Origin of the sequence: Rhodococcus sp. MALMAid1271, assembly GCF_049195265.1 — a bacterium.
Taxonomy (GTDB): Bacteria; Actinomycetota; Actinomycetes; order Mycobacteriales; family Mycobacteriaceae; genus Rhodococcoides.
This window is the reverse complement of record NZ_JBMIRQ010000080.1, coordinates 108,717-120,637: the sequence shown is the minus strand read 5'-3', so window position 1 is coordinate 120,637 and position 11,921 is coordinate 108,717. Positions and strand designations below refer to the sequence as shown.

Below are 11,921 nucleotides of genomic sequence, written 5' to 3'. Positions count from 1 at the left end.
AATCGGAACCGATCGACGCCGCCGTGGGATCGGAACGTACTTCTAGCTCGCCATCTTGGAGGCGATGGCTGCCTGGGTTCCGACGTCGAAGAACGGGTTGGTCAGATGCACGTCGAGGGTGTTGCCCGAGCCTGCGATGATCGCGTTGAGCACCGAGGTGAACGCGCCACAATTCTGGAACGGCGGAATCGTGTAGCTGCCCTTGACGTGTGAATCGGTCTGGTTGTTCTGGATCAGATCGATTGCGTCGAGCGAACCGGTGAGGTTGGCCGTGGTCTCGGCGGTGACGCAATTGGCACCCGAGGGAATCAGATCGAGCGACGCGGAACCAGCCGATCCGGTATCGATGCCCAGCGGCTTCACCGAGTCGATTCGGATCTTGAAGCTCTGCTGTACGTCGAGATCCAGCGTGGGAGCCTCGGCGGGTCCCCCTTGGACGAGGGTGCCGCTCACGGGCGATGCGTCGATGATCGAGATGGTGAACTTCGCCAGCGTTGCGGGTCCGAGCTTGAGATTTGCCGATGCCTGCGGCAAATCGAGTGATCCGGTTACCGTTCCGCCGACCAGGTTGACATCGGTGACCAAGTCGGTGGTGGGGAACACCACGGGCTGGCCGGTCTTGGCGATGACCGTCGTCGTATCTGCCTGGAACGTGATGGGGAGCGTGTCGGCAGCGTTGGCGGGGGCGGCCACCACTGTTGCCAGTGCAACAGACGATGCCAGTGCCGCCATGGTGACGACACTCTTGTTGCGGATTTTCACAGGTTCTCCTTCGATGAAATGTGACTGCGAGCGGAGGGCGTCAGGACAGGGTGAATGCGGGATCGGGCTGAACCGACAGGCTGTTGATCGTGCAATTACCGGACATCGGCTGGTTGGTGGCCGTCAGCGTGTTGGTCATGTTGTCGAACGATCCGGCGAGGGTGGCAGGCCCGCAGTTGTATCCGACGAGGGAGAAGCCCACGTTGGAGACCTCGCCGGTGGTGGCGCTGGTAGGGGTGAGGGTCCACGGCAGATTCTGGAGCACCGGCAGGTTGCACAGGCGGTTCGATCCGCTGATCTGGGCGTCGGTGATCGTCGCCGAGGAGCCGTCGGGACTGGTGGATCCGACCAGATTGATCGAGCAGGAGACGGGCACTCCGAACGATGCCGGTGTGCTCACGACAATCGTGCCGGGGGCCGTGAATGCGGTGTCGGCCGGTGAGATCGTGGCGGCACCGGCGTTGGCGGCACCGATCGTCGCTCCCGCGATGGCAAGGGCGGCTACTGCGCTGGCGATGGTGCGAGAGCGGGTCGAGGGGTTGGGCTTCATCGATCGATCCTCCAAGTCCAGGACGACTCCGGATCCCTTCGGCGGCATCCGGCGGCACCGGTGTCCGGCAACCGAGGAGGACGTTAGGTCCACGAAACAGGTGTCGGAAATGGTTCATTTGATCTCTGTGAGAAGTCACAAGCCGGTCGGTATGTTTGTTGTATGCAGTGGTAACGGAATTGGGCGGCGACTCCGAAAGCCCTGAGTATCACCGGCATTCGCCCCGTTTTTCCCGGTCGTTGGATATGCCGCACCGAGCTCGCCGTGCAGCGCTGCGTTATCGAAGCGATATCGAACGTTACCCAAACGAGATAGTTGGGATCGTCTGGGCGACACCTCCGTCGTCGAGCATCGTGTGAAAGCAGGAGCTGAAAACAGGTTTGAATACCGAACTGCACCCGTATGACGGAGTGGGCTCTTCCATGACAGACTCGAAGGGTGACGTTTGCACTGTCAGAAGCAGGATCCACAGTCGACACGGACACGGGAGAATTGACGGTGCATCCGCATTTCGCCCCGGTCTGCCGACTGGACAACGGTGCGCTCGCCGCGATCGAGGTTCAATTACGCGGGCCCGCTGACGGTCCGCTTGCCAGCGCCGAGGCGCTCAAGCGTGCCGCCAGAGCAATGGACGCCAAACGGGAACTCGACGTTCTCGCCTGGGGAGTGGCTCGGATCAACACCTCGTTCTCGTTGCCGATGCTCGTTTCCATGGATGTGGAATCACTCGCCGCCATAGACGAGGTGACCGAAGAACAGTTGCGCCGCGACATCGTCGTGGTCACCGAAGCGGCACTGGTGGACAGTCCGGCTCGCACGCTCGCCGCAATCGAGAAAGCGCGGCTCGAAGGCAAAGTGATCGCGGTCGACGAGGTGGGCCGCCGGCCGCAATCGTTGACCCTGTTACCGCTCATCGAACCGGACGTGATCATTTTCGCCGCATCGATGGTGGCCGCTCGTCCGGACCTGACGACTGCGCGGACCTCCCATGCGGTTTCGGCTCAGGTGGAACGAACGGGCGCTGTGGTCGTGGCAAGCGGAGTCGACACTCCGTTGCATCGCATCCGGGCCTTGAGTCTCGGGGCAACGTACGGGGTGGGCGAGCTGTACCCCGCCTCGCCCTCGGCCGACGAGCTGCCGACCGACGCTGCCGAGGCGATGCCTCCGTTCCCCACCTGGAGCACCCCGTCCGTTTCTGCCGAATCGCCCTGTGCGATCGCGTTCGGCGGTAGGACGCCCATACGCAGCACCAAGCGACTGCTGGTTGCGATGAGCACGTCACTCGAGATGCAGGCGGCCGCATCGGGTCCGGAAACGTTGATACTCGGTACTTTTCAGAGGTCGGAACATTTCACCGAGACCACTCGCGCCCGCTGGGTGTCGACGGCCGACCAGATATCGTATGCAGGCGTCTACGGCGTGGGGATGGGATACGTACAGGACGGGGGCGTAGTGCATGCGCCCCTCGATCCGACGGATCCACTCGTCGAGGAGTGGAACGTGGTGGTTCTCGGACCGCATTTCTGCGGAGTGCTCGCCGCCATCGATCTGCACCGTGGTGAAGTGGACGCAGAGCGCGAGTTCGACTACGTGATGTCCTACGACCGAGCGACCGTAGTACGTTGTGCGCGTGCGATCCTGGCTCGGTTCTGACGAGCGCGAGGCAGCGGAATGATCGTGATGTTTCGGGCAGACAACGAAGGGCATACCGCACCAAGGTGATGCCGCAGTCCGGACTGCCCCATTGCTCAGGCCCCGCACGTTGAAACCACAGCGTGCGGGGCCGTTTTCTCTAACGGATGTTGCTCGCCGAGGCCTGATCGACGAAGTCCTGAGCGACATCCCTGAGCTTGCGGTTGCTGTGCTGTGACACCTCGACGAGTCGAGCGAACGCAGCGTCGGCGTCGATGCGATGAATCGCCATCAGCATCCCTTTTGCCTGTTCTATCGGCGCTCGCTGGCTCAGCACCGATACAACATCGTCCGAAGTCTCGGAGTTCTGCGCACCGCCTGTATTCATGCGCTCTATTGTTCCGTGCGCCTTCGCGGCCTGGGCGGACACGGCGACGACCCGCCGATTCGGCGTCGAACAGAGCCGTTGTCGTGATCGGCTATGTAGCGATCTGTTGCCTGACGGTTATCAAGCAGCGGGATTCGACAGCGGGCGACCGATGAGGAACTCGAGTGTTCGGTACGCATCCGTGCGTCGGCCATTGCTCGCGTTGTCGTGGTACGCAGCACCGGCGACGACCACACCTACCGGAATTCGCCCCGACTCGATATCGCGGGCAGTCTGCTCGGCACAGTTGCGCAACACCGGGCAGTCGGCGCACAAGCGCCACGCTCGTTCGGCTCGCTTGCGTCCGTGCCGAGGAAGCTGTTGCGAGTCGTAGGCATCCATGTCGTCGATGCACGCACCCTTGAGGCGCCAGACCTGGTCATCTGTCATCGTCGTGATCCGTTTCGCGTCGTGCCGATCGTTGCACGACCTCTGTTCCCCGTTGCGCAGAACTCGAAACACCCAAATGTGCTGCGCCGCGCCAGGGGTGCCGCAGCCGTACCTGAGTCAGTTCAAGAGCAGGGCGTCGATGATGACGTACCCGGCCACTGCGAACACCAGGTATGCGAACAGGCGTTGCAGTCGGGCTGTGTCGAGTCGCGTCCCGAAGTGTGCGGCCAAGAGGGAGCCGAGGATTGCGGTACCGGCAAACGCGAGGGTGATCGACCAGTCGATGCTCGTACCACTCAGATGCGAGAAGAGGCCTGCGACGGAGTTGGCGACGATGATGACCAATGAGGTACCTACCGCGACCGACATTTCTATGCCGAGCATCAGGACCAGCACCGGAATGATGAGGAAGCCGCCGCCCACGCCGAACAGTCCGGTCATGAACCCGACGGCCAGCCCCGCCGGAATCGAGCGAGGTGCGCAGTGTCTCCAGTTGATTCCCGAAGTCGATGTCTTGCAGGCTGTTCCGAGGTCGCCCTTCTCGGCGAGCATCCGAGCTCCCGCGGCGATCATCACTGCTGCGAATCCGAGCAGCAGTATGCGCTCCGGCAACAACCGGCCGATGGCGCTGCCGGCGAACGTTGCAGGAATACCGGTCGCAGCGAATACGGCCGCCAGTCGCCATTCGACGCGGTGGGCTCGCAGTTTCGGTATCACTCCCACGGCCGAGGCTGCGCCGACGACGATCAGTGAGACGGGGATAGCTTCCTCCATACCCAATCCCAGTCCGAACACCAACACCGGAACCGCGAGGATGGATCCGCCGCCGCCGAGCAGGCCCAGCAGAACTCCGATCGCCGCACCGAATCCCAGTGCCAGCATCAAGGTCATCGTCCGCTCCAATCCGTTGCCTCGATCATATACCCCAGGGGGTACTTGACATACCCTATGGGGTATTGCACACTGTGTTTACCACCGCGCGACACTCGCCCGGCGACTCTCGAACGGAGGAACCCGTGATCCTCGAGCAGTACTACCTCGAATGCCTGTCTCATGCCTCGTATCTGATCGGAGATCAGAGCACCGGACGCGCGATAGTCGTCGACCCGCGTCGCGACATCGCCGAATATCTCGACGACGCGGTGAAGCACGGTCTCACGATCGAAGGCGTCATCAACACTCACTTTCATGCCGACTTCGTTTCGGGACACCTCGAACTGGTCGACGCAACCGGTGCCTGGATCGGCTTCGGTGAGGCTGCCGAGACCGACTATCCCATCAGGCGGCTGCGCGACGGTGAGCGTCTGTCTCTCGGCGAGGTCGAACTCGAGATCTTGTCCACGCCAGGTCACACGTGGGAGTCGATCTCGGTGCTGGTTCGTGAGCACCCCGGGGCCACACCCGCTGCCGTCCTCACTGGCGACTCCCTCTTCATCGGCGATGTCGGGCGACCCGATCTCGTCAACCTCGGAGAGGGATCCACCACCGACCTCGCCAGGGCAATGTATCGCACAGTGCACAACACATTGTTGGAACTGCCGGATCAGGTCGTCGTCATGCCTGCTCACGGGGCCGGCTCGTCATGCGGAAAGAACCTGTCCACCGAGCTGACGTCCACCATCGGCGAGCAGCGAGCGACCAACCCCTCGGTACAGCCGATGAGTGAGGACGCCTTCGTTGCACTGGTCACCGAGGGCCAACCGGCGGCACCGTCGTACTTTTCCGCCGACGCGGCGATGAACAAGCAGGTTCATCCACTGCTCTCGCCGACCCGCACGATCCCGGCTTTGACGCCGGACGATGTCGGTGGGGAGCTGGCCGCCGGAACCAGGGTCCTCGACGCGCGCAGTGTGGACGACTTCGCGGCCGGCCACCTTCGTGGGTCGGTCAATGTGGGATTCGACGGTCGCTTCGCCGAGACCGGCGGCATGGTCGCGGAGATCGGCGGACGCATCGTCCTCATTGCATACCCGGGCGAGGAACAGGAGGCCGCACTTCGTTTGGCCAGGGTTGGATCGGACAATGTGATCGGCTATCTCACAGTGGACCGGGACGGACAGTTCCCCGAGGGGCTGACCGCGCTGGTCGAGGCAGCAACCCGCACCACCGTCGAGCAACTCGATGCACTGCTCGCCGCAGACGAGGTGACGCTGGTCGACATTCGCAACCCCGGTGAACGCGAATTCGGCACCATACCTGGTGCGATCGCGATCCCGCTGGCGCAGTTGCGGACTCGGCTCGACGACGTTCCGACCGGGAGACCGGTGGTGGTGCATTGCGCCGGCGGGTGGCGTTCGAGCGTGGCTGCCTCGCTGCTGCGTGCGCAGGGGTTCGAGAACGTGTCGGACTTGGTGGGCGGATACAACGCCTGGGCCGACGCACACGTCTCGGCCTGATAGTTCATTCGACCCGTAGAGGAGAAAATCATGTGTTACCCCGTTACCTGCCAGAAGTGCCACAAGACCGGGTGGGGCGGCTGCGGTGAACATATCGACGCGGTCATGTCGTCGGTGGCCGTAACCGACCGTTGTTCGTGCCGCGCAGAAGCGGCACCGCTTCGCCAGGAGCACCGAGCTGTGCAGTCGTTCTTGCGCCGCTGAACCACCCTGCACAGCGGGGACCTTGTGCTCTAGTTCGCTCGTGGCACCTCGGCCAAGCTGGACCGATGATCCCTACAACGCAAGTGCTCACCGTGCCGAATCGGCGATGGCCATGGCTCGGTTCGGTGTGCGCTGGCGTGTCGATCAACGCATTCGGCGGCGCGATCGGTTTGGCTTCGGGTGCGATCGATCTCGGTGCCGATGCGCAGGCACGACTACCGATGTCGAGTGCAGGACTCGCTGGACTCGCTTTGGTTCTGGTGGTCGGTGTGCCGATGGGGATGGCGGCGGCGTTGGCTTTCGCAGGGGGAGGGAAGTCCGGCCCCCTCGCCCACATGGCTGGGGTGCTGCTCGTCGCGTGGGTGGCAATTCAGCCCGCCGTGATAGGCGAAACAAGTTGGTTGCAAGCATTTTTCGGTGTAATCGGTGTCTTCGTCGCTCTCCGCGGGTGGCGCATGACCGTGCTCGCGAATCGCCTCGAGCCTTGCAACGCATGATGTGCGACGTGGATTGGGCGAACCCATGAACATTCTGGTGTCCACGGCCGGACGCCACGGCGCGACGGAGTCGCTCGCGCAGGAGATGACGAGGGTTTTTCAGCACGGGGGTGCCGAGGTCGACATGCGTTCTCCGGACTCCGTCATCGATGTCAGCCGATACGACGCACTGGTCATCGGCAGCGCCGTCTACTCCGATCGCTGGCTTCCAGCCGTCAACGATTTGGTCGCCAGGGTCTCCACGTGGGCTCACCCACCCGTGTGGTTGTTCTCTTGTGGCCCCCTGCACTCGAGCGACAGACCGGTCAACGACACCTCCGACGCCGCGCACGCGGTGTCGGCATTGAATGCCACCTCACACCGAACGTTTCCAGGAAAGCTGGATGCAGAACGGCTTTCGGTAGGGGAACGTCAGATATTCGCCGCCTCCGGCGCAATCGCCGGAGACTTCAGAGACTGGGTCCTCGTGTGCAACTGGGCGCGAGAGATACTCGCTCGCCTCACAGTCGAGAGACCTGGCTGGTAACCGATTTCGGTACCGACAACGCCGATCCGGCACCGGGACGATGCGCCGATGGGCAGACGTGCATGTGTATTTCCGCCGCCAACTGCTCCACCGATTCGATCAAGACAGTATTCGTCTCGATCATGTCCTGCAGCAGCGCAGTATTCGAAAGTGTATGTACAGCAACCTCGCTACTCACCGAATCTACGCGCTTCGCCGATATCAGCAGTATCGCTCCCTGAAGCTCGGCGATCAGTGACAGGAACAGATTGAGCAGGATGAACGGGTACGGGTCGAACCCATCCCGTTCCGAACGTAATCGGCCGTTCGCTCACCGGTGGTCAGCGCGTCACCGGTTCGGACACCCGGATGTCTTCTCCACAGGTTCATCGCGGGCCGGACGTCGACAGGCATTGTGCAGCAGAGTCCATGGAAGCGAGTGTGTTTCACGTCGCTGTGGTGCGCCAGGGACGAAAGACCTCGATCTGCAGAGCCGGTGCCTCCCGGCTCTGCATCGTCTGAGATCCGTCCCGACCGGGTGGTGACTTCCGGCCCTACATGTCGATCGAGGAAGCGTCCACCATCGACAGTGTGCATCGCTCGACGGTCGAGAACGGCATTGGTTCGAAAGTTGGAGGAAACCCGCGATGAAAGCTGCTGTTGTCACCGAGTTCGGAAAGCCACTGGTCGTCAAGGACATCCCGGTTCCGACACCTGCGCCCCATCAGGTGCTCGTGAAGATGGAGACGTGCGGGGTCTGCCATACCGATATCCATGCGGCACAAGGTGACTGGCCGGCCAAGCCGACAGTGCCCTTCGTGCCGGGCCATGAAGGTATCGGCACCATCGAGGCAGTCGGGTCGCAAGTATCGAAGGAACGAATCGGAGAGCGCGTGGCCATCGCATGGCTCGGTTCGGCCTGTGGTGAATGCGATTACTGCATTTCCGGTTGGGAAACGCTGTGCTTGAAGCAGCAGAACAGCGGCTATTCGATCGACGGCGCGTACGCCGAATACGCTGTGGCAGATGCAGGTTACGTAGTTCGCGTGCCCGAGGGCATCACCTCCTTCGATGCGGCGCCACTGACCTGCGCAGGATTGACGACCTACAAGGCCGTCAAAATCGGCGGGGTTACGCCGACGCAACGCGTTGCCATCTTCGGTATCGGCGGACTCGGCCACATGGCCGTGCAGTACGCCAAGATCGCGGGCGGATTCGTCACCGCAGTCGATATCGAGGACGAAAAACTCGAGCTTGCCCGTGAACTCGGTGCCGACCACATCGTCAATTCGTCGACCACCGACCCGGTGGAAGCCATCCACGCGCTCGGTGGTGCCGATGTGGCGATCGTCTTGGCCGTCAACCCCACGGTTTTCGATCAGGCATTCAAATCATTGCGCCGCGGAGGCCGGCTGGTCTGCGTCTCGATGCCCGCACACGGCGTGTTTCCGGTACCGATCTTCGATACCGTCGTCGGCGGTATTTCGGTCCTGGGCTCCATTGTCGGCACCCGAGAAGATCTTCGTGAAGTCTTTGCGCTGCATGCGGCCGGGCGAACAACCGTCTCGGCCGTCTCTCGCAAGCTCGACGAGGTCAACGAGTGTTTCGCAGACCTGATGGCCGGACGGGTCACGGCCCGACAGGTCTTCGAGTTCTGATGGCCGAATTATCCTTCACAGTAGGTGCATTGACGGAGTGCTTCCCCGGTGAACAACGAGTCAGCGTTACCCCGAAGTCGATCACCAGGCTGGCCACTCACGGTGTGAAGGTTCTGGTCGAAGCCGGTGCCGGTGCCGGTGCGTTCATCTCCGACGACGAGTTCGCGGCATCGGGAGCCGAGGTGTGCTCGCGCCAGCGAATCATCGCCGACGCGGCAGTGATCACCTGCATCCGGCCACCATCACCGGAGGTACTTGCTGCCATGCATTCCGGGCAGTTTCTGGTCGGCATGCTGCACACCACATCCGACAAGTCCCTGGCGAAGACCTTGAACACACGGTCGATCGTCGGAATCGATCTCGCCCTGCTGCCCAGGACGATGAGCAACGCGCAATCGATGGACGCGATGACTTCGCAGGACAGCGTCGCGGGCTACAAGGCAGTCATCGTGGCAGCCGGACTGTTCGGGCGGTATCTGCCGATGATGATCACCGCGGCCGGAACGTCCCGGCCGACCACTCTCGTCGTCCTCGGAGCCGGTGTGGCGGGCCTGCAGGCGATTGCCACTGCCCGTCGGCTGGGCGCAGACGTCACCGGATACGACATCCGGCCCGAATGTCGCTCGGAAATCGAGTCCCTCGGTGCCAGGTTCCTCGAACTCGCAGGCGACATCTCGAGCACCACCTCCGACGGCTACGCGCGCTCGCTGACCACAGAAGAACAGGACGCACAACAGAAGGCCATGGACACCGCGCTTGACGCATTCGACATCGTGATCACCACGGCCAGAGTCCCGGGGCATCGTCCTCCGACTCTCGTCACGACCGCTGCGATCGACGGTATGCGGCCGGGATCGGTCGTGCTGGACATGGCGGCCAGCAGCCTCGGCGGGAACGTCGAGGGCTCGGTGCCGGACACCACCACTCACACCGCCCACGGCGTCAGCATCATCGGGGCCGGCAATCTTGCGGCCACGGTGTCCTCCGCCGCCTCGGATGCATACGCACGCAATATCGCCGACGTGATTGCACACTTCGTTCGCGATGACCAGCTGGACATCGATCCCGATGATCCGATCGACGCGGCGATCGTCGTCGGCCGGGGACACGCCGACCGGCCCCAGAAGAATTCAGCGCAGCAGACGCCTGCGATGGCGAACGGAATTGCATCGTGAACAGCGATCTCGTCACCGCCATCACCGTATTCGTGCTGGCAGTCCTGGTCGGTGCCGAAGTGATCAGCAAGGTGCCCGCCACCCTGCACACACCACTCATGTCCGGTGCCAACGCAATCCACGGCGTAGTGCTCATCGGCGTCATCCTCATCGCGGGCCGGGTGGACAGTCCGATCGGACTCGTGCTCATGGCATTCGCCGCAATGCTCGCGTCGATCAACGTAGTGGGCGGATACATCGTGACCGACCGGATGCTCGCCATGTTCCACCACGACGCCGCGGTTCATCATGAACGGAGCTCGAAATGACGACAACCGACACGGGTGTGCGGTCGCTGCTGTATCTGGCCTGCGCCGTGGCCTTCGTGGTGGGGCTGCACCTGATGAACTCACCTCGCACGGCCAGACGCGGCAACGCGATCTCCGCATTCGGCATGGGTGCGGCCGTGGTGATCGCCGGAGTACACGCAGCCGAAGCCGGGTTCGAGTGGACCGCGGCCCTGGTGGTACTGATCATCGCGGTCGCAACCGGCGCGCTCATCGGGGCGCTCACCGGTAGGCGGGTGAAGATGACCGCGATGCCGCAGCTGGTCAGCGCGTTCAACATGGTCGGGGGCGGGGCAGCGGCCCTGATCGCCGTCGACGAGACGCTCCGGGCGAGCGCGAACGCCGCAATCAGCGCGGCTGTACCCACGGCGCTGGGAATCCTGATCGGATCGGTGACGGTGACCGGCTCGCTCATCGCCGCCGGAAAGCTACAAGGCTTCGTGTCCGGCAACCCGATTCGACTCCCGGCGCACCGGATGCTGGAGGCAACTGCGGTGGCGGTCGCACTCCTCGCGGTGATCTGGTCGGTACTCACTCCTGACGGCATGGCACCGCTTGCAGTCCTCGTCGTGTCGGCGCTGTCGGTCGGATTGCTCGTAGTTCTGCCCATCGGCGGCGCGGACATGCCCGTGGTGATCTCGCTACTCAACGCCTGCACCGGAATTGCGGTAGCAATGGCAGGATTCGCACTGGGAAGCACCATCATGATCGTCGCTGGAGCCCTGGTCGGTTCTGCCGGAACGATACTGAGCGTGCTGATGGGTAAGGCGATGAACCGCTCGATCGCCTCCATCGTCATCGGTGGATTCGGGGTCGGCGGGGAGGCGAGTGCCGAAAAGGGTGACGCCGCTGGGACGCCGGCGCGCGAAACCACCGCCGACGACGTCGCGATTCAACTCGCGTACGCCCACAAGGTGATGATCGTTCCCGGGTACGGACTTGCAGCGGCTCGCGCTCAGCGAGAGTGCGCCGATCTCGGCAACCTGTTGGCCGAGCGAGGTATCGACGTCAGCTACGCCATTCACCCGGTCGCCGGCCGGATGCCCGGGCAGATGAACGTTCTTCTCGCCGAGGCGAACGTGCCCTACGAACAACTACACGACCTCGATGGCAGCAATCCCGAGTTCCCGCTTGCGGATGTCGCATTGGTGGTCGGAGCGAACGACGTCACCAACCCCGCTGCCCGCAGACCCGGCAATGCAGTGTCCGGGATGCCGATTCTCGACGTGGACAAGGCCAAAAGCGTCGTGGTACTGAAGCGGTCGATGGGCCACGGGTACGCAGGAATCGACAACGAGCTGTTCACCGAACCCAATACCACCATGCTGTTCGGAGATGCCAAAACCTCTCTGCAGCAGCTTCTCTCGGCAATCAAAACCCTCGTCGCCTGACGCGGGAA

Annotated in this window: 14 protein-coding genes; 8 read left to right on the top strand and 6 right to left on the bottom strand. The window is 62.9% G+C overall.

The window, feature by feature from the left end:
• Window positions 1-42 precede the first annotated feature (42 nt).
• Window positions 43-762, bottom strand: coding sequence for a hypothetical protein (locus ACOQFP_RS11690; protein WP_206492047.1), 720 nt, complete (start codon window positions 760-762; stop codon window positions 43-45).
• A 40-nt stretch (window positions 763-802) separates the two neighbouring features.
• Window positions 803-1,312 carry an alkane oxidation protein activator PraA gene (praA, locus tag ACOQFP_RS11685; protein WP_341245229.1) on the bottom strand — a complete coding sequence of 170 codons (510 nt, stop codon included), beginning with the start codon at window positions 1,310-1,312 and terminating at the stop codon, window positions 803-805.
• 438 nt (window positions 1,313-1,750) lie between these two features.
• Here praA and ACOQFP_RS11680 point away from each other — a divergent pair, with 438 nt between their 5' ends.
• The gene (locus ACOQFP_RS11680; protein ID WP_206492049.1) at window positions 1,751-2,965 is read left to right on the top strand and encodes a DICT sensory domain-containing protein; all 1,215 of its coding nucleotides are present in this window, start codon (window positions 1,751-1,753) and stop codon (window positions 2,963-2,965) included.
• A 139-nt stretch (window positions 2,966-3,104) separates the two neighbouring features.
• On the opposite strand, the gene ACOQFP_RS11675 is transcribed toward ACOQFP_RS11680, so the two are convergent.
• The 3 genes from ACOQFP_RS11675 to ACOQFP_RS11665 all read right to left on the bottom strand — a co-directional run bounded on the left by ACOQFP_RS11675 (window position 3,105) and on the right by ACOQFP_RS11665 (window position 4,652).
• Window positions 3,105-3,332, bottom strand: a complete 228-nt coding sequence (locus ACOQFP_RS11675) for an ANTAR domain-containing protein (RefSeq protein WP_421584412.1) — start codon at window positions 3,330-3,332, stop codon at window positions 3,105-3,107.
• A gap of 120 nt (window positions 3,333-3,452) precedes the next feature.
• Entirely contained in the window at window positions 3,453-3,761 is a 309-nt protein-coding gene (locus tag ACOQFP_RS11670; protein WP_206492050.1) for a WhiB family transcriptional regulator, read from the bottom strand.
• 117 nt (window positions 3,762-3,878) lie between these two features.
• Window positions 3,879-4,652, bottom strand: coding sequence for a sulfite exporter TauE/SafE family protein (locus ACOQFP_RS11665; RefSeq protein ID WP_341243476.1), 774 nt, complete (start codon window positions 4,650-4,652; stop codon window positions 3,879-3,881).
• 125 nt (window positions 4,653-4,777) lie between these two features.
• Between ACOQFP_RS11665 and ACOQFP_RS11660 the strand changes: the two genes are divergently transcribed.
• The 3 genes from ACOQFP_RS11660 to ACOQFP_RS11650 all read left to right on the top strand — a co-directional run bounded on the left by ACOQFP_RS11660 (window position 4,778) and on the right by ACOQFP_RS11650 (window position 7,384).
• Complete coding sequence (locus ACOQFP_RS11660; protein ID WP_341243475.1) at window positions 4,778-6,157, top strand: MBL fold metallo-hydrolase; 1,380 nt, start codon at window positions 4,778-4,780, stop codon at window positions 6,155-6,157.
• Between the two features lie 269 nt (window positions 6,158-6,426).
• Window positions 6,427-6,858: a hypothetical protein gene (locus tag ACOQFP_RS11655; RefSeq protein WP_421584411.1), complete on the top strand. Its 432-nt coding sequence runs from the start codon at window positions 6,427-6,429 to the stop codon at window positions 6,856-6,858.
• Between the two features lie 25 nt (window positions 6,859-6,883).
• Entirely contained in the window at window positions 6,884-7,384 is a 501-nt protein-coding gene (locus tag ACOQFP_RS11650; RefSeq protein ID WP_341243473.1) for a flavodoxin domain-containing protein, read from the top strand.
• Here the strand turns inward: ACOQFP_RS11650 and ACOQFP_RS11645 are convergent.
• On the bottom strand, window positions 7,359-7,616 hold the full coding sequence (locus tag ACOQFP_RS11645) for a hypothetical protein (protein ID WP_421584415.1): 258 nt from the start codon (window positions 7,614-7,616) through the stop codon (window positions 7,359-7,361). The two genes, ACOQFP_RS11650 and ACOQFP_RS11645, sit on opposite strands and share 26 nt — an antisense overlap.
• Before the next feature lie 394 nt (window positions 7,617-8,010).
• Between ACOQFP_RS11645 and adhP the strand changes: the two genes are divergently transcribed.
• From adhP to ACOQFP_RS11625, 4 genes are read left to right on the top strand one after another with little or no spacing between them, the layout of a single operon-like run.
• The gene (gene adhP / locus ACOQFP_RS11640) at window positions 8,011-9,021 is read left to right on the top strand and encodes an alcohol dehydrogenase AdhP (RefSeq protein ID WP_421584410.1); all 1,011 of its coding nucleotides are present in this window, start codon (window positions 8,011-8,013) and stop codon (window positions 9,019-9,021) included.
• A 29-nt stretch (window positions 9,022-9,050) separates the two neighbouring features.
• Entirely contained in the window at window positions 9,051-10,196 is a 1,146-nt protein-coding gene (locus ACOQFP_RS11635; protein WP_341243472.1) for an NAD(P) transhydrogenase subunit alpha, read from the top strand.
• Window positions 10,193-10,504, top strand: coding sequence for an NAD(P) transhydrogenase subunit alpha (locus ACOQFP_RS11630; protein ID WP_206492057.1), 312 nt, complete (start codon window positions 10,193-10,195; stop codon window positions 10,502-10,504). The genes ACOQFP_RS11635 and ACOQFP_RS11630 overlap by 4 nt, the downstream gene beginning before the upstream one ends.
• Window positions 10,501-11,913, top strand: a complete 1,413-nt coding sequence (locus tag ACOQFP_RS11625) for an NAD(P)(+) transhydrogenase (Re/Si-specific) subunit beta (RefSeq protein WP_341243471.1) — start codon at window positions 10,501-10,503, stop codon at window positions 11,911-11,913. Before ACOQFP_RS11630 ends, ACOQFP_RS11625 begins: the two co-directional genes overlap by 4 nt.
• Window positions 11,914-11,921: the final 8 nt, after the last annotated feature.

Bases quoted from the DNA above. Each gene is read 5' to 3' on its own strand.
- praA (WP_341245229.1), bottom strand. From the start codon at position 1,312: ATGAAGCCCAACCCCTCGACCCGCTCTCGCACCATCGCCAGCGCAGTA.
- ACOQFP_RS11675 (WP_421584412.1), bottom strand. From the start codon at position 3,332: ATGAATACAGGCGGTGCGCAGAACTCCGAGACTTCGGACGATGTTGTA.
- ACOQFP_RS11670 (WP_206492050.1), bottom strand. From the start codon at position 3,761: ATGACAGATGACCAGGTCTGGCGCCTCAAGGGTGCGTGCATCGACGAC.
- ACOQFP_RS11665 (WP_341243476.1), bottom strand. From the start codon at position 4,652: ATGACCTTGATGCTGGCACTGGGATTCGGTGCGGCGATCGGAGTTCTG.
- ACOQFP_RS11655 (WP_421584411.1), top strand. From the start codon at position 6,427: ATGATCCCTACAACGCAAGTGCTCACCGTGCCGAATCGGCGATGGCCA.
- ACOQFP_RS11650 (WP_341243473.1), top strand. From the start codon at position 6,884: ATGAACATTCTGGTGTCCACGGCCGGACGCCACGGCGCGACGGAGTCG.
- adhP (WP_421584410.1), top strand. From the start codon at position 8,011: ATGAAAGCTGCTGTTGTCACCGAGTTCGGAAAGCCACTGGTCGTCAAG.
- ACOQFP_RS11625 (WP_341243471.1), top strand. From the start codon at position 10,501: ATGACGACAACCGACACGGGTGTGCGGTCGCTGCTGTATCTGGCCTGC.